Here is a 19,166-nt window from a genome sequence, read left to right on the forward strand (position 1 = left end):
GGGGCGTACAATCTCCTGATTGCACTCAAGGGTCTCGGATGACCGACCAGACGCCCGACACCACCCAGCTGTTCCTTACCGCGGCCATGCCCTGCCCCTATCTGCCGGGCAAGCAGGAGCGCAAGCTGTTCACGCACCTGACCGGAAGGCGGGCGGCGCACCTGCATCACCTGCTCAGCGAGAACGGCTTCCGGCGCAGCCAGAACCTGATCTATCGGCCGGCCTGCGAAGGCTGCAATGCCTGCCAGTCGGTGCGGATCGTGGCGGATGCCTTTGAGCCTTCGAAACGCTATCGCCGCGTGCTGCGGACCAATGAAGACGTCAGTATCGAGGTGCGCCCCACCGTGGCGACCGGCGAACAATACGAGTTGTTCAAGCGCTACCTGGAATCGCGCCATGCCGGCGGCGGCATGACGCAGATGAGCTTTGTCGACTACGAGTACATGGTGGAAGACACCCCGGTGCAATCGGTGCTGATCGAATACCGACTGCGCGACGACCCCGAGCAGAGACTGGTGGCCGTGGCGCTGACCGATGTGATGCCGGACGGGCTTTCCATGGTCTATTCCTTCTACGATCCCGACCTGGCGCAGCGCAGCCTCGGCACCTTTCTGATTCTGGACCATATTGCCCAGGTCCGCTCGGCGGCGCTCGACTATGTCTATCTTGGCTATTGGGTGAAGGATTCGCCCAAGATGGCCTACAAGGTGCAGTTTGCACCGCTGCAGGTGCAGCGCGGGCCGCTCGGCTGGTGCCTGCTGGACTGAACCCGCCATCTTTGAGCCACACCTCTCCCCGAGAGCGGTTCCACCATTCTCACGGGATTGCCCATGCCCCTGTTGCTGCTGACGATCCGGTTTTGCCTCGTATCTGGGGCCCTGCTGGCTGCGTCCCTGGCCCTGGCCGCGCTGTTCGGCTTTGCCGTACCGGTCTTCGACCTGCTCAACCACGCCCAGATCCTGCTGTTCCCGGCGACCGTGCTGGGGCTGGTGATCGTCGCGCTGGCGCTGCGCGGCAAGGTCCGCGAGATTGCCGTCATCTATGCTTTCATGGGGTTGGCGGCTTCGGCCAATGTCATGGTTCCGGAATTCATCGCCGGCATGCAGCCCAGACCGCCGGCACCGACGTCGGACACCGTGACGGTGATGACGCATAACCTGTTCGGCCTCAACTACGACATGGCACAGGTCACCGCGGCGATCACCGCCGAGGACCCCGACATCATCGTGCTGCAGGAATATTTCGGCGAGCAGGCGACGGACCTGCATCCGCTGCTGCTGGCCAGCTACCCGTTCTTCGCGCGCTGCCTGGGCGGCAAGCGCGCCAATCTGGGGCTGTATTCCCGCCTGCCGTTCGACCAGGCGCAGGATGGGGCCTGCCCCAACAATGCCTATGTGACCAACCGGACGGGGCATATTCTGGCACAGTTCAGCACGCCCGGGGACAAGTCGTTTTCGCTGCTGACCACGCATATGGACTGGCCCCTGCCGGTGGAACGGCAGCGCGATCAGCTGGCGGGCCTATCGGAAGTGCTTGCCGGCATCGAGGGGCCGCTGATCGTGGCGGGCGACTTCAACTCAACGGCCTGGTCCTATGCGCTGCGCAATTTCGTGGCGGCCAATGGACTGGTGCGCGAGACGGTCAACCTGGTGACCTTTCCGATGCGCCTTTACTATTTCGGTGCCTGGCGCGATGCGATCCCGTTCCTGCCGCTCGACCATGTGATGGTGCGGGGCGGCGTGGTGGTGCATGAACTGCATGCCGGCGGCCGGACCGCCAGCGACCACCTGCCGGTGGTGTTCACCTTTTCGGTGCAGTGACCTCACAGGCGTGGCCGATTTAGTCGACCTGCAGATCGAACACCATGATGCCGTCGCGGCCGCCTTGCAGGGCGGCGACGAGGCGCGACCCGGCGGCCTTGTGGGCGGGGTCGACCAGGTAACGATCACGGGCGGCGGCATCGGCCAGATCCATGATGAAGCCATCATCAAAGCCCTGGGATACGCCCTCGGGCGAGATGTTCGGGCCGAAATCGGCCCGCAGCAGGCCGGGAATCTGGCCTACCAGCGCATTGAGGCCGGCATAGATGTCGGCCTTCTCGGCGGGGGTGACGTCGGCGCGGAACTTGACGAAGACGCAGTGGCGGATCATCCGACAAACCTGTTGTTGCGAGGGAAGCCGTTGGGGGGCTGGCGGCCGGCCGTGGCGCGGTCGCCCAGCCAGTCGGTAAGTTCTTCCATCGGCTTGGTATAGGTGCGACCCGATGAATCCATCCAGGTCAGGCCATCGGCGGCGTAGAAGGTCTTGAGGTCGGAAATGCCGCCATCCTTGTATTTCTGCAACCGCACACCTTTGCCGCGGCCCATTTCAGCCAGCTGGCTGAGCGGGAAGACCAGCAGCTTGCGGTTCTGGCCGATGACGGCGACGCGGTCACCATTGATCGGCACGATCAGGGCGGCCTCGTCAGGCGTGGTGACGTTGAGCACCTGCTTGCCCTTGCGGGTATTGGCGATCATCTCGTCTTCGCTGACGATGAAGCCATAGCCACCGGCCGAGGCAATGACGCGCTTCTGGCCCGGCTTGTAGACAAAGATATCGACGATATCCTGATCTTCCTCCATGTCGACGATGATGCGCACCGGCTCGCCCTGGCCGCGGCCGCCGGGCAGCTTGTCGCCGCCCAGCGTATAGACCTTGCCGCCGGTGGTGAGCATGAGCAGCTTGTCGGTGGTCTCGCACTTGATGGCCAGCTTGAGCCGGTCACCGGCCTTGAAGGCCTTGTCGTCGATGTCGTCCGAGTGCCCCTTGGGCGCGCGGATCCAGCCCTTTTCGGAGAGGATGACGGTGATCGGCTCGCGCTCGATAAAGGCTTCGGTGACCTCGGAGAGGTCGGCATTGGGCGCGTCCATGAGAATGGTGCGGCGGGCGCCCAGCTTGTGGGGCGTGATGCCATCGGCCTCGAGCAGCGGATAGGCCTTCTTGAGTGCCTCGATTTCCTTGCTGATGGAGGCCCATTGCCGCTTGTCAGAGGCGAGCAGACCTTCGAGCTGGCCCTGCTCCTTGGTCAGGTTGTCGTGTTCCTTGCGCAGCTCGATTTCCTCGAGCTTGCGCAGGGAGCGCAGGCGCATGTTGAGAATGGCTTCGGCCTGCACGTCGGAGAGCTCGAAGGTCGCCATCAGGCTGACCTTGGCGTCATCCTCCTCGCGGATGATGCGGATCACCTCGTCGAGGTTGAGATAGGCAATGATGTAGCCGCCCAGCACTTCGAGGCGGTGGGCGATCTGGCCGAGGCGGTAGTTGGAGCGGCGGACCAGGACTTCCTTGCGGTGCTCGAGCCAGGCGCGCAGCGCCTGTGGCAGGCCCATGACCTTGGGCACGGCGCCGCGATCGAGCACGTTGAGGTTGAGCGGGAAGCGGGTTTCCAGATCACTGGTCTTGAACAGCTGTTCCATCAGGATGACGGGGTCGACCGTGCGGGCGCGCGGCTCGAGCACGAGGCGGATATCGTCCGAGCTCTCGTCGCGCACATCCTTGAGCAAAGGCAGTTTCTTGGCCAGCAGCAGTTCGGCGATCTTTTCGACCAGGCGCGACTTCTGGATGCCATAGGGAATTTCGGTGACGACGATCAGATAGACGCCGCGGCCGGTTTCCTCAATTTCCCATTTGGCGCGCAAGCGGAACGAGCCGCGGCCGGTGGCATAGGAATGGGCGATGGAGGAGGCACTCTCCACCATGATGCCGCCGGTGGGGAAATCGGGGCCTTTGACGAACTGGGTGAGCTCGAGCGCGGTGGCGTCCGGATTGACGTTGATCAGGTGCAGCGCGGCTTCGCAGAGCTCATAGACATTGTGCGGCGGGATGGAGGTGGCCATGCCCACGGCAATGCCGGTTGAGCCATTGGCCAGGAGATTTGGGAAGTTGGAGGGCAGGACGACGGGCTCTTCGTCCTCGCCGTCATAGGTGGCCTTGAAGTCGATGGCGTCTTCAGTGATGCCTTCGAGCAGGCGCATGGCCACGTCGGTCATGCGGCTTTCGGTATAGCGCATGGCGGCGGCGTTATCGCCGTCGATATTGCCGAAATTGCCCTGGCCGTCGACCAGGGGATAGCGCAGGGCGAAATCCTGCGCCAGGCGGACCAGGGCGTCATAGATCGACTGGTCGCCATGGGGGTGGAACTTACCGATCACGTCACCGACGATACGGGCGGACTTCTTGTAGCCCTGGCCGGGATCGAGCTTGAGCAGGCGCATGGCATGGATGATGCGGCGATGCACCGGCTTGAGGCCGTCGCGGACGTCAGGCAGCGCACGCTGGGTGATGGTGGAGAGGGCGTAGGAAAGGTACCGCTCCTCAAGCGCCTGCTTGAGGTCGACGACGCGCTGGTCATCGGCAGGTGGCAGGGTATCGGTGTCGGCCATTGGCATGCATTCCAGGAGAACGAATCAGGAAATCAGTATAGCCGGGCTGCGGTAGATTCCGGGAATCCGTGGCGGAAAACGGCAGGTTCTACACGAATTTCGGCATGCTGAAGCGCCGCCTGACTGCGGTTGTCATAGGTGGACGGACCCCGAGGCCTCTTTCGCCTCTGGTAAATTTAAAAAATGAGACGGAAGCCGCCTCGGGGTGCCGGTTTTTGGAACTGTCCGGTCCTAGGGGTCGCTCGCCCTGTCGCTACCGAACGTGGAACCTGTGGAAGAGGCAAAACCGCCACCCGGCCCACCCCACCACTGTTCGCCTGCAGGCCGTCGCGTGGGGTGATGGGGGCATTATGCCATAGTCAGAACGGACGGGGATAAGCGGAGCAAGAAGCAGAGCCCGACGCGCGGGCCATCAGCCGATCGCGATAAGGAGCCCCGCGGATCATTGCTCCTGCGTCAGGGCCGTTACCAGAGCGTCACGGGTGGCCGAAAGCGCCAGGTCGCGGGGACTGAAGACGCGGCTTTGCAGGAAATGGCTGGAGAGGCTCAGCGCGTCGGCGATGTCATGCGGACTGGCATTGCCGCGGGTGGTCAGGAAGCTGGGCAGTGGCAGCAGGCGATCAAGATAGGGCGCAGCGGCGGCCCGGGAGACCGCCCTGCCCGATTTGGGCGAGACGTGGGTCAGGTCTTCCGTGGTGCCGGTGACGGCGCATTGGCTGAGGTCGAGGCCAAAGCCGAGATCGTCGAGCACGGCGAGTTCGAACTGGACGAGAGCGACGCCGTCGGGCGGGCTGTCGATGAGGCGCAGGGCCATGCCGAGCAGGCGATCATGCGGGTCGCGCTCGGGCAGCAGGCGCAGATGTTCGCAGACCAGTTGGCTCAGATAGAGCCGGGTGCGGTCATTGACCAGTTCGGCGGCGCGGGCGGTCAGCAGCTCGACGATAAACTGGCCGAGCTGGTCCTCCAGCCGGGCGCGCCAGGTCAGCTGGATGGTATTGCCGGGCTGCAGGACCGGGGCCAGGCGCGTCGAGCGGCCGCCGCGCACCAGGCCCAGGCAACGGCCGCGCCCGGCCACCATGGCCTCGGCAATGACACTGCTCTCGCCATGGCGGCGAACGCCGATGAGCAGGGCTTCGCCTGTCCACTCCATCTCGTCAGTTCCCCAAAGGGGCGAGGGTGACGCTAGTCCTTGCCATGGGGATATTCGAGACCCATTTCGCGATAGCGCTCGGGGTCGTCGCCCCACTTTTCGCGGACCTTGACGAACAAGAAGAGGTGGATCGGCACCTCGTACATTTCCATCAGCTCCTTGCGGGCTTCCTGGCCGATGGCCTTGATGGTCTGGCCGCCGGCGCCGAGCACGATCTTTTTGTGGCTGTCGCGCGTGACATAGACCACCTGGTCGATCTTGTAGGAGCCATTGGGCTGGATCTTGAAGCTCTCGGTCTCGACCGTGCAGTTATAGGGGATCTCGTCATGCACGCGCAGGAAGAGCTTTTCGCGGGTGATTTCGGCCGCGGTGATGGCCATGGTCAGATCGGTGAGATGATCCTCGGGGAAGTGCCAGGGGCCGGGCGGAATGTGCTTGATGCACCAGGCCATCAGATCGGACACGCCATAGCCCTTGAGAGCCGAGATCATGAAAGTGGCCTCGAAGCGCAGCTTGGCGTTGAGGGTCTGGCTGAGCTCGAGCAGCGCCTCGTTCTTGATGGTGTCGATCTTGTTGAGGATCAGGATCTTGGGGTGGTTGATATTGCCCAGGCCCTCGATCATCGATTCCAGATCAGGCGTGATACCGCGCTCGGCATCGATGATGAAGCCGACGATATCGGCATCCCCTGCCCCGCCCCAGGCGCTCTGCACCATGGCGCGGTCGAGCCGGCGCTTGGGGGCAAAGATGCCGGGCGTATCGATGAAGATCAGCTGCGCCTGATCCTGGGTGACGACGCCGCGCACCTGGCTGCGGGTGGTCTGCGCCTTGTGAGTGACGATGGACACCTTGGTGCCGACCAGGGAATTGAGCAAAGTCGACTTGCCGGCATTGGGGGCGCCGACCAGCGCGATGAAGCCGCAGGAGGTATCGGAGAGTTGTTCGGGTGTGTTCATTTGCTTTCCTTCCACACCTTATGGGTGAGCAGGAACAGTTCGGCCGCCTTGTGTTCGGCGATCTTCTTGGAAGGACCGATGGCGCTCAACTGTTCGAACTCGCCCAGGGCAATGGCGATGGTGAATTCGGGGGCATGGTCGGGACCGGTGCGGGCGACCTGGATATAGGTGGGGGGCTCAAGACCGCGGGCCTGGGCCCATTCCTGCAGAGCGGTCTTGGCATCTGGCTTGTTGGCCTGGCCGTCGGCGAGAAATTCGGCAAACATGGCTTCGACGAACTCATAGGCCTTGCCCATGCCGCCGTCGCAATAGATGGCGCCGATGACGGCTTCGGTGACGTCGCCGAGAATGGCTTCCTTCTCGGCGCCGCCGGTGCGGGCCTCGCTCTCGCCCAGGATCATCTCGGCGCCCAGATTGAGCGTGCGAGCAATGACGGCGCAGGTTTCCTTGCGCACGAGCGTATTGAGCGTGCGGCTGAGCTCGCCCTCATTGGCCTTGGGATAGCGGCGATAGAGCATGTCGGCGACGACCAGACCGAGCACGCGATCGCCGAGGAATTCGAGGCGCTGATAGGACTGCTCGATGCGTCTGGCAGGCGAGACGGCGCTGGAATGGGTCAGCGCGCGATCGAGCAGGCCCGGATCGGCAAAGCGATAGCCCAGACGGAACTGCAGTTTTTCATGATCGCGCGCGCCACGGCTCATCGGTCGACGGACTGGAACATGCGATCCCAGCGGACATTGGCGGGCCACTGCCAGATCTGCCATGGCGGAATATTGTCGGTGATGGAGAAGAAGCGGGCCTCGGCCTTGGCGATCAGGTTGATGGCCGGCACGTAGCCGACCTGGCTGAGAACGCGGCTGTCGGCCGAGCGATCGCGGTTGTCGCCCATCATGAAGTAGTGACCGGCGGGAACGACATAGACCTGGGTATTGTCGAGCGGGCCATTGTCGGCGATTTCCTGGATGGTGTGCGTGGTGCCTTCGGGGAAGGTCTCGCGATAGACGGTGACTTCCACCGACTGGGCCGAGCTGTCGGTATCGGTGGCGGTGCCGATAGCTTCGCGCTCGACCATGACGTCATTGATGTAGAGCCGGCCTTCCTTCATCTGGATGCGGTCACCCGGCAGGCCGACAATGCGCTTGATGTATTCGACATCCTGCGGCACGGGGCGGAAGACGGCAATGTCGCCGCGGTTGGGGTCGCGGCCGAGGATGCGGTTGGCAATGGGCAGCTCGAAATCGAGCGCGGTGAAATTGCCATAGCGGCCCAGCGAGAAGGAATGCTTGCCATAGCCCCAGACGAACTTGTTGGCGACGAAGTAGTCACCAATCATCAGCGTCTGCTGCATCGAGGCGGTGGGGATGGAAAAGGGCTGGTAGAGGAAGGAGCGCAGCACGATGGCGATCAGCAGCGCCTCGACCACGACAATGATGGTCTCAAGCCATTCACTGGTCGCGGACTTGTGGGCAGATTTGTCGGCGGGCTGGCTCATAGGTTTCCCCAGATTGATCGTGCGGCAGGGTTAGTCTCTTGCGCCAGCCGGGTCAATTGCGTTGGCCGCGGCGGCAACCTGCAGCGGCTAGGCGATTTCGGCGGCGGTGACAGGCAGCGCTTCGATGATGACGAAAGCCTGGGCGAGCCCGGCATCGTCGGTGATGGTCAGGTGAATGTGGGGACGGTGACCGGGCGGCACAAGGCGGGCCAGCGCGGCGGCGGCACCATGGGTCAGGGCCATGGTGGGCTTGCCCGAGGGCAGGTTGACCACGCCCATGTCGCGCCAGTAGACGCCCCAGCTCAAACCGGTGCCCAGGGCCTTGGAACAGGCCTCCTTGGCGGCGAAACGCTTGGCATAGGAAGCGGCGCGCTGGGCGCGGCGGTCGGACTTGGCCTGCTCGATCTCGGTGAAGCAGCGCTGGGTGAAGCGGCTGCCATAGCGCTCAAGCGTCCTGGCGACGCGGTCGATCTGGATGAGGTCGGAGCCCAGGCCGATGATCACTTGACCCCCTGAATGCCGCGGCTGCCGGGCTTGACGGCCGGAATGGCGGCCAGTTCGGGGGGGAGCTGATCGGCGGGATAAGCGGGTACCTTGAACTCGATCAGGCTGACCAGCGGCACGCCGACATCGGCCTCGCCGCCGGAGCGGTCGATGAGACAGGCAGCGGCCACCACATTGGCGCCGATGGCGCGCAAAGCGGCGACGCATTCGCGGATGGACAGGCCGGTGGAGACGATGTCTTCCACGACGATGATCTTGTCGTCAGGGGCGATCTCGAAGCCGCGGCGCAGTTCGAACTGGCCGTCGACGCGCTCGGTATAGAGGGCCGGCAGGCCAAGATGGCGGGCGGTTTCGTAGCCGGGGATGATGCCGCCAATGGCCGGGGAAACGACCTTGGTCACATCGCCGAAGCCATCGGCATGGATCTTGGCGGCCAGCGCCTTGCAGAGCTTTTCGGTCTGGGCCGGATACTGAAATACCCTGGCCTTCTGCAGGAAGACCGGCGAGCGCAGGCCGGAGGACAGGATGAAGTGCCCCTCGAGCATGGCGCCGCATTCCTTGAAGATCGCCAGCACGTCATCTCTTGTCATCGCTAAACCTCTTGTCGACCTTGCCGTCCCATTCCAGCGTGGAAATCATGGATGCCTCGCGCAGACCGGCGCGCTGCACGGCGGAAAGGCCGGGACTGCGCTTGAGCGTTGCCAGAACATCGGTCAGCTGCGCAAGGTCGCGCACCTCGATTTCAAAGATCATCTGGTGAAAATCGGGCGAAATCATCCGCATCACCAGATTGTTGATATTGGCGTCGCAGGCGGCGATGGCGGCGGAAATCTGGGCCAGCGAGCCGGGCTTGTTGACGCTTTCCATGGAGATGACGGTGGCATAGGGGCGATCTTCGCGCCCGGCCAGGTTCCAGCGGACGTCGACCCAGGCGACATCGCTGTCATGCAGGTCGATCAGCGCCTCGGAATGAATGGGATAGATCTGCATCGGCAGATCGGGCTGCAGGATGCCCACCAGGCGATCCCCGGGCACCACGCCTTCGGCCGAGACGGTGACGCCGATATGGAAATCGAGCTGCGACAGCGCCGCCTTGGCATTGGGCCCGGAACGCTGGCCACCCGGCACGCGGAAGCGGAACAGATCGGTGGAGCGCAGGGCGAACCAGCCATCGGCGGTGTCGGCGACGGGCAGATCGAGCTTGCGGCGGCGCTTGCGCAGGCCCTTGATGCTGGCCAGTTCGGTGGCGAGCGGCTCGGCGCCGATCTTGCCTTCGCCCACGGCAATCAGCAGGTCGCGGCGGCTGGCCATGCCGAGGGCCTCGGCCAGGGCCTTGGCCTCGGTATCGTCGAGCATGACGCCTTCACGCTCGAGCATCATGTTGAGCACGTGTTCGCCCAAAGCGAAGGTGCGCTGCGTCGCGGCATGCCGGACGGCGCGGCGAATGGCGGCGCGGGCCTTGCCGGTGGCGGCAATGCCGAGCCAGTTGATGGGCGGCATGTGGTTATGGTCGCGGATGATTTCGACTTCGTCGCCGCTGCGCAGCTGCGTCACCAGCGGCAGGATGGCGCCATTGATCTTGGCGCCCACGGTGGTGTCGCCGATATCGGTATGCAGGGCATAGGCGAAATCGATGGGCGTGGCGCCGCGCGGCAGGGCAATCAGTCGGCCGCGCGGGGTGAAGCAGAACACCTGGTCCTGGAACAGCTCGAGCTTGGTATATTCGAGGAAATCCTCGGTGGAATTGCCGGCCGTCAGATGGGCAATGGTGGAGCGCAGCGAGCCATAGGCGTGCGACTCGTTCTCGATGCGGCTGAGATCGGCCGATGCGCCATCCTTATAGAGGGCATGGGCGGCAATGCCGAACTCGGCGATGCGGTCCATTTCCTCGGTGCGGATCTGCAGCTCGGCGCGCTGGCGGCCGGGGCCGACAATGGTGGTGTGGATCGACTGATAGTCGTTGTGCTTGGGGACCGAGATATAGTCCTTGAACCGGCCGGGCACGACCTTCCACTTGGTGTGGACCACGCCCAGCGTGTGATAGCACTCGTCGGTGGAGCCGACGATGACGCGGAAGCCGATCATGTCGGAGAGCTGTTCTAGGGCGATCGACTTGCGCTCGATCTTGTTGAAGATCGAAAAGGGCGACTTCACCCGCGCCTTGACCCGGGCGGTGATGCCCTCGGCAGAGAGGCGCTCGCTCAGCTCGGTAGAAATGGTGGCGATAGTCTCGCGATAGGTGGCCTGCATCTCGTCGAGCCGGGCAACGATGGCCTGATAGTGCTCAGGCTGCAGGATCTTGAAGGAAATGTCCTCCAGCTCGCTGCGCATGTCCTGCATACCCATGCGGCCGGCGAGCGGGGCATAGATATCCATGGTCTCCTGGGCAATACGGGTGCGCTTTTCGGGCGGCATGTATTGCAGGGTGCGCATATTGTGCAGGCGGTCGGCGAGCTTGACCAGCAGCACGCGGACGTCCTGGCTGATGGCCAGCAGCAGCTTGCGCAGGTTCTCGGCCTGGGCCTCTTCGCGCGAGACCAGGTTGAGGCGTTCGATCTTGGTCAGGCCATCGACGATGGCGCCGATCTCGGCGCCGAACAGCTGGTCGATCTCGGCCCGGGTGGCGTCGGTATCCTCGATGGTGTCATGCAGCAGGCCAACGACGATGGATGCGTCGTCGAGCTTGAGCTCGGTGAGGATGGCCGCCACTTCGAGGGGATGGTTGAAATAGGGGTCGCCCGAGGCACGCTTCTGCGAGCCATGCTTCTGCATGGCGTAGACATAGGCCTTGTTCAACAACTGCTCGTCGACGTTCGGGTTATACGCCTGAACGCGTTCGACAAGCTCGTACTGACGCATCATGGGATTGGTCGCTCGCTCGGAAAGGAAAGCTTAGCGCGTTGAAACAAAATGGGAAAGGTGCGCGGAGGCAAGTAAGTGCGTGGCCGGCCAGCAAAACCAAGCCCGGCGCCATCGCGGCTATCCGCCCCACCCGAGAAACGAAACACCCCCGGCTGGCGCCGAGGGTGAAAATGGACCGTGCTTGCGGAGGACCTGGGCCATTCGCGCACAGCGCTCATGGCCTGGCCACCTAAAATCGCTCCACCGGGGCGATTTTGCGCGAGAGCGCGGTGCCTAGTCGTCGCGGCGTTCCGGCGGCGCCAGGCTCTCGATGCCACGCAGCAGTTCTTCTTCGCTCATGCTGTCAAAGCTCATCGAATCATCAGCGCCAGCGCTTTCGATCTGCGGCGCGGCATGGCTCTCGGGCTCGTCGACTTCGACATATTTCTGCAGCGAGTGGATCAGATCCTCGCGCAGATCGTCGGGCGAGATGGCGCCGTCGCCGATTTCGCGCAGGGCAACAACGGGATTCTTGTCATTGTCGCGCGAGACGGTGATCTGGGCGCCCGAGGAAATCATGCGCGCACGATGGGCGGCCATGAGAACGAGATCGAAGCGGTTTTCGATCTTTTCAATGCAGTCTTCAACGGTGACGCGGGCCACGGACGTCTCCAAAATTTATGGAATGAGCGCTTCCCATACACGAGCGCCCTGCCCGGCACAAGGATGGCGTGCCCTGTACCTCCAATCGGTCACGAAAATCGGCATCATCTTGTCATGGGCACAAAAACATGACATCACCGATTAATTAGACTTTCTGCGGAATTTAAACTAACGACCTGACGCGCGCCGGATTCGGCCCTGCGGCACCATATTGAGAGATTTGCCATGACCATCGACGCCCGCGAAAAAATCGTTCTGTTCATCGATGGTGCCAATCTTTACGCGACCTCCAAGGCCATCGGGATCGACATCGACTATCGGCGCCTGCTGGCCGAGTTCAAGGCCAAGGCCTTCCTGCTGCGCGCCAATTACTACACGGCGTTGGTGGAAGATCAGGAATATTCCTCCATCCGGCCGCTGATCGACTGGCTGGACTACAATGGCTTTACGGTGGTGACCAAGCCAGCCAAAGAATTCACCGATGCTGCCGGCCGCCGCAAGGTCAAGGGCAATATGGATATCGAGCTGTGCGTGGATGCGCTCGAACTCGCGCCCCACTACGATCATATGGTGCTGTTTTCCGGGGATGGCGACTTTACCGCGCTGGTGGCCTCGCTGCAGCGCATGGGCAAAAGGGTGACCGTCGTATCAACTCTGACCACGTCGACCCCGATGATTTCGGACGATCTGCGTCGGCAGGCCGATTTCTTCATCGATGTCGCCGATCTGGCCAAGACAGTGGGACGGCCACCGAGCACGCGGCCGGTTGCTGCACCCGTCACGGACGACGCGGAGTAGCGGTGACGGTGCCCTGAGCGGATCGCCAAGGGCGGCGGTGGCGACTAGCCCCGGCCGCCCTCTTTCATGATGCGCGACTTGTCGCGGTTCCAGTCGCGGTTGCGCTCGGTTTCGCGCTTGTCATAGTTCTTCTTGCCCTTGCCGACGCCGATCAGCAGCTTGGCAAAGCCCTGATCGTTGAAGAACAGCTTGAGCGGCACGATGGTATTGCCGGCGCGGGCGACTTCCTCACCCAGATGGGCGAGCTGCTTGCGCGAGACCAGCAGCTTGCGCGGGCGCTTTTCCTCGTGATTGAAGCGATTGGCCTGCAGATATTCCGGGATATGGGCGTTGATCAGCCAGAGCTCGCCCTTTTCGGGCGAGGCATAGGATTCGGTGATCTGGGCCTTGCCCAGGCGCAGAGACTTGACCTCGGTGCCGGTCAACACAATGCCGGCCTCGAAGGTTTCACCAATCTCGTAGTCGTAACGCGAACGCCGGTTCTCCGCCACGAGACCGTGGCTGATCACACCGTTCTTTGCTTTGTCGTTCTTTGGAGCCATGGGGCTTAGATAAGCCCTGCATGGGCAATTGCAAAGTCCATGGCGTCCTGCGTCGGCTTGCTGACCGGCACCAGGGGCAGGCGCATTTCATTGGCACACAGATTCAGCCGGTTGGCGACATACTTGGCCGGCGAGGGATTGGGCTCCATGAACAGGTCCCGATGCAGATAGACCAGCTTGTCGTTGATCTCGCGGGCGGCAATGAAATTGCCGGCCAGCGACAGCTCCTGCATCTGCGAACAGAGGCGCGGGGCGACATTGGCGGTGACCGAAATACAGCCATGGCCGCCATGGGCATTGAAGCCCAAAGCGGTGCTGTCGTCGCCCGAGAGCAGGATGAAATCGGCGCCCAGCTTGCTGCGCTGCATGCTGGCGCGCTCGAGATTGCCGGTGGCATCCTTGACGCCGATGATATTGGCATGGGCCTCGTGCAGGCGCGCAATGGTATCGACGCTGAGATCGACAACGGTGCGACCAGGGACGCTGTAGAGAATGACGGGAATGCCGATGGCGCTGGCCACGGCGGAGAAGTGCTGGAACAGCCCTTCCTGGTTGGGCTTGTTGTAATAGGGCACGACCGACAGCACCGCATCGGCACCGGTGGCCTCGGCAAACTTTGCCAGGGACACGGCTTCGGCCGTGGAATTGGAGCCGGCGCCGGCAATTACCGGGACGCGCTTGTTGGCGACCTCGACGCAGATCTCGACCACGCGCCGGTGTTCTTCATGACTGACAGTCGGGCTTTCGCCCGTCGTGCCCACCGGCACCAGACCATGGGTACCTTCGGCAAGCTGCCACTCGACAAAGCTGGCGAAGGCTTTCTCATCGACGATCCCATTGGCCATGGGAGTGATGAGCGCCGTAATCGATCCTGCCAGCATTTGTCGAAATTTCCTCGGTTTGGGGTGCCCCGGAAGCGCCGGGGCCGATGGTTTGATCCGGCTATTGCGCCGGTTTTTGGACGCCGCACCATAGTTTTTATCGCGTGGGTCCACAACGGCTAGTTGCGCGCGGCGCTATCGGGAATGGCCTTTTTCGTGGCCTGGCGGCCTCACGAACTGGCGCATCGAAGCCGAAACCGCTTGAGCTGACGCGAGCGCTGCCGCACCATGGGCGAAAGTCAAAGGTGCCCTGACCATGCCTCGACCGAGAGTCGTGCCCGCCGATCATGCGGCCTTTTCCGGCCTGCCGACCACCTCCATCTGCCTGACCGAGGGAATTGCTGCCGCAGTGCATGTCGTCGGCACGCTGGCGTCGAACCGGCTGCCGGTCGTCTGCATTCCCGGCTACCAGCGCAATATGAGCGATTTTGCTGCCTTTGCCGGCTATTTTCCCCATGTCGGCGACGGGGCGGTGGTGCTGCTCGATCTGCCAGGGCGTGGCAGGGCTGACAATCGGCGCCGCGCTGAGGATTACAACACGCTTACCGACGCGCGCGATGTCGCCGCCATCCTGATGGCGCTGGGAATCGCGCGGGCGGTGGTGCTCGGCCAAGGCCAGGGCGGACAGGTCGCCATGGCGCTGGCAGCGGCGCATCCCCTGCTGGTGGCGGGCACGGTGCTGCTCGATGCCGGGCCAGTGACCGATCCGCGCGGCATCGTGCGGTTGCGCAACAACCTGGCCCATGTCGAGGGGCTGCGCGGCAGCAAGGCGGTGACAGCGGGATTCCGGCGCATCCTGGGCGGCGACTATCCGGGCCTGCCCGATGCGCAGCTCGATGCCCTGGTGGGGCGCAGCCATTTCCTCGACAAGGGCGGACGCGCCCGGCCGCTCTACGATCCGCGGCTGATAGAGGCGCTGGCCGAGATCAACTTCGATGATGTGCTGATGGCCCCGTGGCCGCTGTTTGACGCCCTCAGCTGCGCGCCGCTGCTGCTATTGCGCACGCAACTCACCGACCAGCTGCGCCGCGAGACCTTTGACGAGATGATCCGCCGTCGCCCCGATGCGCTGGCCTTGACCATTGCCGGACAGGGCTCCCCTGCCCTGTTCGACCAGCGCGAGGAGATCGCCGCGGTGGCCGCTTTCGTCGCGCGCGCCAGCGCCAAGGTGCTGGGCCGGGCGGCCTAGAGGCCGTGCGGGCCGCCGGAATGAACGCTCAGGCGCTCAGCCGGGTGACATTGACGATCGCCTTGGCCTGCTCCACCCAGCGCTCCCGCGTGATCCGTCCCTTGAGGGCCAGTTGCCCGTCGACCCAATCGACATTGGCCGCGGACCAGCTCGCGACCTGATCGAGGTGATAGACACCCAGGGCGTTGAGCGCGGCCTCGAGCTTGGGGCCGATGCCCTTGATCCGCTTGAGATCATCGGCGCCACCAGCACGCGGCCTGCCCATGGCGTCCGGCCGGGGACCGGCGGCAGACCTGGCCGGCGTCGCCGGTTCAGCCCGAGAGGACTGCGCCGGCGCATTGCGCGAGACCGGGTCGTCAGATACGGCGGAAGCCAGGCGCGCCGCCGGGGTCATCGTCCGGCGGGCTCGCGGCGCGGCAGAGGTCGGGGTGAGCGACACGGGGATAGTGGCCGCTGGAACCTGTCGCGTCCCCCGCGCCGCATAAAGCACGCGATGGACGAGATAGCCGATGCTGCAGCCCAGCAGGTAGGCGAGCAGCACCAGCAGGGTCGTTTCCAGGATATGGGTCAAACTGGGCATGGCTGGCCGCTCACGATTTGGGTGGGCTGAAGCTGCGCCAGCCGACCAGCAGGCCGATCACCGCCACGGCCAGCAGATAGGGCCAGTCATATGCCATCAGGAAGCCAATCGACGCCCAGCTCATCGCCCGTCTCCGCCCTGCGCCGCCTGCCTAGAAGTGCGCATCGCTCACCGTTACCACAATACGCCGATTCTGGCGCTTGCCTGCCGCAGTGGCGTTGTCGGCAATGGGCCTGGTCTCGCCATAGCCGACGGCGTAGAGGCGGGCCGGATTGGCGCCGCGCGCCGTCAGGGCGTTGACCACGGCTTCGGCGCGCGCGACCGACAGACCCAGATTTTGCCGGGCATCGCCGTCGGCGTCGGTGTGGCCTTCAACATAGATTACCGCTTCGGGACAGGCATTGAGCAGGATCATCAGTTCATCAAGCGCCAGCTCCGACGCATCGGCGATCAGTGCGGCGCCGGACTGGAACAGGATGGCATTGCGGCCGGAAAAATCGGCGATCGGGCCGGCGCAGGCGGAGACATCGACCTTGGCAGTGGACTGCTCGGCAAGCGGGGGTGCGGCAACCGGCGCCGCCACTGCGGGCGCGGGCATTTCAAGGTTCACGGACCAGGCGGCGGCCGTGTCAGTGGCCACTGCCGCCGTGACGGCGTCGCGGACGGCGGCGTCGGGGGCGATGCCGGTCAGCTGCCAGGCACTATCGGCAAAGTTGAGCTCGCCGGCGCCCAGCTGCCGAAGGGCCAGCAGGCCGGTTTCGGCACTGGCAAGGAAGGTGTCCGGCGCTCCAGTGGCGATGCTCACCGCGGCCGTATCGCCATCGGCAATTGCCAGGAGGCTCTGCAGGGCGGCGTCGCTCGGCACCTGGCCGCTGAAGATCAGGCTACCGTCCGCGGACAGGCGGACGGAAAAGGCATAGGCCGGATCGACCGCCATTGGCGTTGCCGGTGGCTCAACGGCCGAGGCCACGACCAAGGGCGCCGCAGGGGCCGGCTCGGGCACGACGGGATCGGGGGCGGCCGGCGCCGGTTCGGGCGTCGCGGGGGGCGGCAGCAGCGTCAGGCGCCAGTCGGCCAGAGGCGTTGCGGCGCCCGCCAAGGCGGTGTCGATGGCGGCAGCACTGCGCGCCTCGACCAGATTGCCGTCGATGCGCCAGCGGTCACCATCAAAACTGGTCAGACCATCGCTGACATTGGCCAAGGCCTTCATGGCCGCGAGCGCATCCTGGGTAAAGCCGTCAGGGGCGGCAGGATCGATGATGGTCTCGTCGGTAACCGCGTCCCCTGCCCGCTCGGCCAGGATGCGCTTGAGCGTCGCTGCCGGCACGCGACCGGTCAGAGTGATGGCGCCGTTCGGCAGCTTGGTCGCCGACCAGCGATAGGCCGCTCCCGGCGCGGCGGCCGGTGCAGCGACGGTGGCAACAGCGGGCGGCGGGCTGGCGACCGCCATGGACCAGCCCGAAGCGGCCAGTTGGCGCGAGGCAAAGTCGGCCTCGAGGGCCGCCTTGTCGATGGCGGATTTTGCCGATCCCGTCACGGTCCAGCCGGTGCCGTCAAAGACCACCCGCCCGTCAGAGAGCCAGCGCAGCAGCGCGATACCTGTCTGGGCCGTGGCGAGGAAGTTGCGCGGCTCACCGGAGGCGTAGGCCAGGGCGTCGGTCGCCGAGGGGCCGGCCGACGCCAGAAGCGCCAGTTTGGCATCAGGCTGCGGCACCATACCGGAGAGGGTAATAGGGCCGGTGGCAGGCTTGGTGGCGGACCATTGATAGGGCGTCGCCGCGGGGGCCAGGATTTCCGAGGGCGCCAGGCTAAAGCCCTGCGGCACCTCGGACGACAAGGCCGCCAGCAGGCCTTGATAATCATCACCGGACAGGGCGATGCCGCTGAGCGTGAGCCGATCTTCCTGCAAGGCAAAGCGGCCTTCGCTCATGCGGGCGAGTGCGGAAAGACCGAAATCCATTGCCGACTGGTAGCGCTCCGGCGCGCCGCGCCCCAGCTGCAGATATTGGGTGTCGGCGCCCGGCCGCTGCTGCAGGCCGTCGCGGGTTGCGGCATCGGGGGCGTAGCCATCAAAAACCAGCGCGCCGCCGGCCTGCAAGGTGGCGCTGACCCAATAATCATCGATCCGCGGAGGCTCGAGCACGACGATGGAACCGGATGGCTGCAGGGCCTCGGTGACGGCCTGTGCGATTTCGAGTGTCCGAGGGGCGCCGGCCAAAGTGCTTTGACCATCAATGATGCTCGCCTTGCCGTATTCAAGACGTGAGAGTTGTTCGACAAGCGTCTGGGACAGCTCGGCAAAACCGGTCGGTTCACCAGAGCCCAGCGACAGGCCGGTGGCGACTTGCAGGCCGCCGGTCGCGGCCGTCCGGTAGCGCTCGGCCAGCAGGTGATTGGGTATGTAGCCCGTGATCTCGATACGCGACCCATCCGAGCTGGCGCTCCACTGATAGGGCGATATCAGCGCCGGAACGATCTCGACCTTGCCCAGCGTGACGCCAGCGGGCGGACCGGCGCGCATGACGACCAGCAGATCGCGATAGGCGCGTTCGGAGCTGGCGCGGCCGGCGATGTCGACGGTCAGGTCGGCCAGCGTGGTTGTGCCCTGGTCGAAATAGCGCAGCTGGTCGATGGCGAACTGGGCGCCGGCAATCCAGGCGCGGCGGTCGGGCATGCCGGAGCGCAGTTCAAGCGCGCCCTGCTGCAGGTTGGCGCGGGCAAGCAGCCCTTTTCGGGTCTTCTCGTCCGGCACGCCGCCGGAAAGCGTAATGGCGCCGTCGCTCAACGCGGCGTCGAGACGAAAAGGCGACAAGGGCGGGGCCAGGGTGGCCTCGGCCTGCACACTGCGTATGCCGGGAATGAGCGCAAGGCGCTTCACGGCTGCATCGACATAGGCTTGATCGGTCGTGGTGCCAGACAGGGTGACATCGCGCGTGGCGAAGGACAGCTCGGCCCAATCAAAGCCGGCGCGCTGCACCATGGCAGTGGATTGGAAAGCCACATCCCCGGCTATCCGGGCGGAAGTCATTGCGAGGGTCAGCGTCGAACCGCCCAGGACGATGGCGAGCCCCGGCACAATCCACTTAAGGAGATCCCTAATCATAGCTATTCCGATGAGCTGCCCGCATTGGCCGCAAGGCTAGAGCATT

General features: G+C 64.3%; 18 protein-coding genes. 4 read left to right on the top strand and 14 right to left on the bottom strand.

Translation table 11 applies throughout. The features are described from left to right. The first annotated feature begins 38 nt into the window (after positions 1-38). Positions 39-767, top strand: a complete 729-nt coding sequence (locus AC4NN3_RS05715; protein ID WP_491926121.1) for an arginyltransferase — start codon at positions 39-41, stop codon at positions 765-767. Positions 768-830: 63 nt separating this feature from the next. Then, positions 831-1,820, top strand: coding sequence for an endonuclease/exonuclease/phosphatase family protein (locus tag AC4NN3_RS05720; protein WP_491926122.1), 990 nt, complete (start codon positions 831-833; stop codon positions 1,818-1,820). A gap of 19 nt (positions 1,821-1,839) precedes the next feature. Here AC4NN3_RS05720 and AC4NN3_RS05725 read toward each other — a convergent pair whose 3' ends face one another. The 10 genes from AC4NN3_RS05725 to rpoZ form a co-directional block, all read right to left on the bottom strand. Then, the gene (locus AC4NN3_RS05725; RefSeq protein WP_491926123.1) at positions 1,840-2,151 is read right to left on the bottom strand and encodes a Dabb family protein; all 312 of its coding nucleotides are present in this window, start codon (positions 2,149-2,151) and stop codon (positions 1,840-1,842) included. Further along, positions 2,148-4,418 carry a DNA topoisomerase IV subunit A gene (parC, locus tag AC4NN3_RS05730; protein WP_491926124.1) on the bottom strand — a complete coding sequence of 757 codons (2,271 nt, stop codon included), beginning with the start codon at positions 4,416-4,418 and terminating at the stop codon, positions 2,148-2,150. The genes AC4NN3_RS05725 and parC overlap by 4 nt, the downstream gene beginning before the upstream one ends. Before the next feature lie 442 nt (positions 4,419-4,860). Further along, complete coding sequence (gene recO / locus AC4NN3_RS05735) at positions 4,861-5,568, bottom strand: DNA repair protein RecO (RefSeq protein WP_491926125.1); 708 nt, start codon at positions 5,566-5,568, stop codon at positions 4,861-4,863. 32 nt (positions 5,569-5,600) lie between these two features. Further along, positions 5,601-6,524 carry a GTPase Era gene (gene era / locus AC4NN3_RS05740; RefSeq protein ID WP_193336309.1) on the bottom strand — a complete coding sequence of 308 codons (924 nt, stop codon included), beginning with the start codon at positions 6,522-6,524 and terminating at the stop codon, positions 5,601-5,603. Then, the gene (gene rnc / locus AC4NN3_RS05745) at positions 6,521-7,228 is read right to left on the bottom strand and encodes a ribonuclease III (RefSeq protein WP_491926126.1); all 708 of its coding nucleotides are present in this window, start codon (positions 7,226-7,228) and stop codon (positions 6,521-6,523) included. The genes era and rnc overlap by 4 nt, the downstream gene beginning before the upstream one ends. Next, the gene (lepB, locus tag AC4NN3_RS05750) at positions 7,225-8,019 is read right to left on the bottom strand and encodes a signal peptidase I (RefSeq protein ID WP_491926127.1); all 795 of its coding nucleotides are present in this window, start codon (positions 8,017-8,019) and stop codon (positions 7,225-7,227) included. The genes rnc and lepB overlap by 4 nt, the downstream gene beginning before the upstream one ends. Before the next feature lie 87 nt (positions 8,020-8,106). Next, on the bottom strand, positions 8,107-8,523 hold the full coding sequence (acpS, locus tag AC4NN3_RS05755) for a holo-ACP synthase (protein ID WP_491926128.1): 417 nt from the start codon (positions 8,521-8,523) through the stop codon (positions 8,107-8,109). Beyond that, positions 8,520-9,113, bottom strand: coding sequence for an orotate phosphoribosyltransferase (gene pyrE, locus AC4NN3_RS05760; RefSeq protein WP_491926129.1), 594 nt, complete (start codon positions 9,111-9,113; stop codon positions 8,520-8,522). Before pyrE ends, acpS begins: the two co-directional genes overlap by 4 nt. Next, entirely contained in the window at positions 9,100-11,385 is a 2,286-nt protein-coding gene (locus AC4NN3_RS05765; protein WP_491926130.1) for a RelA/SpoT family protein, read from the bottom strand. Before AC4NN3_RS05765 ends, pyrE begins: the two co-directional genes overlap by 14 nt. Positions 11,386-11,658: 273 nt before the next feature. After that, positions 11,659-12,027: a DNA-directed RNA polymerase subunit omega gene (gene rpoZ / locus AC4NN3_RS05770; RefSeq protein WP_193336315.1), complete on the bottom strand. Its 369-nt coding sequence runs from the start codon at positions 12,025-12,027 to the stop codon at positions 11,659-11,661. 225 nt (positions 12,028-12,252) lie between these two features. Here rpoZ and AC4NN3_RS05775 point away from each other — a divergent pair, with 225 nt between their 5' ends. Next, positions 12,253-12,825, top strand: a complete 573-nt coding sequence (locus tag AC4NN3_RS05775) for a LabA-like NYN domain-containing protein (protein WP_491926131.1) — start codon at positions 12,253-12,255, stop codon at positions 12,823-12,825. 44 nt (positions 12,826-12,869) lie between these two features. Here AC4NN3_RS05775 and smpB read toward each other — a convergent pair whose 3' ends face one another. Together smpB and dapA are read right to left on the bottom strand one after the other, a co-directional pair. After that, positions 12,870-13,367, bottom strand: a complete 498-nt coding sequence (smpB, locus tag AC4NN3_RS05780) for an SsrA-binding protein SmpB (RefSeq protein ID WP_193336317.1) — start codon at positions 13,365-13,367, stop codon at positions 12,870-12,872. Positions 13,368-13,372: 5 nt separating this feature from the next. After that, a complete protein-coding gene (gene dapA / locus AC4NN3_RS05785; RefSeq protein WP_491926132.1) occupies positions 13,373-14,248 on the bottom strand; it encodes a 4-hydroxy-tetrahydrodipicolinate synthase in 876 nt (291 codons plus the stop codon). Between the two features lie 256 nt (positions 14,249-14,504). On the opposite strand from dapA, the gene AC4NN3_RS05790 reads away from it, so the two are divergent. Then, positions 14,505-15,437 (top strand): alpha/beta hydrolase, encoded by a 933-nt coding sequence (locus tag AC4NN3_RS05790; protein ID WP_491926133.1) that lies wholly within the window; start codon positions 14,505-14,507, stop codon positions 15,435-15,437. A 28-nt stretch (positions 15,438-15,465) separates the two neighbouring features. Here AC4NN3_RS05790 and AC4NN3_RS05795 read toward each other — a convergent pair whose 3' ends face one another. Together AC4NN3_RS05795 and AC4NN3_RS05800 are read right to left on the bottom strand one after the other, a co-directional pair. Beyond that, a complete protein-coding gene (locus AC4NN3_RS05795) occupies positions 15,466-16,017 on the bottom strand; it encodes a helix-hairpin-helix domain-containing protein (RefSeq protein ID WP_491926134.1) in 552 nt (183 codons plus the stop codon). A gap of 151 nt (positions 16,018-16,168) precedes the next feature. Next, entirely contained in the window at positions 16,169-19,120 is a 2,952-nt protein-coding gene (locus tag AC4NN3_RS05800; RefSeq protein WP_491926135.1) for an OmpA family protein, read from the bottom strand. Positions 19,121-19,166: the final 46 nt, after the last annotated feature.

The organism is Devosia sp. MDV22-iso42, from assembly GCF_058629155.1.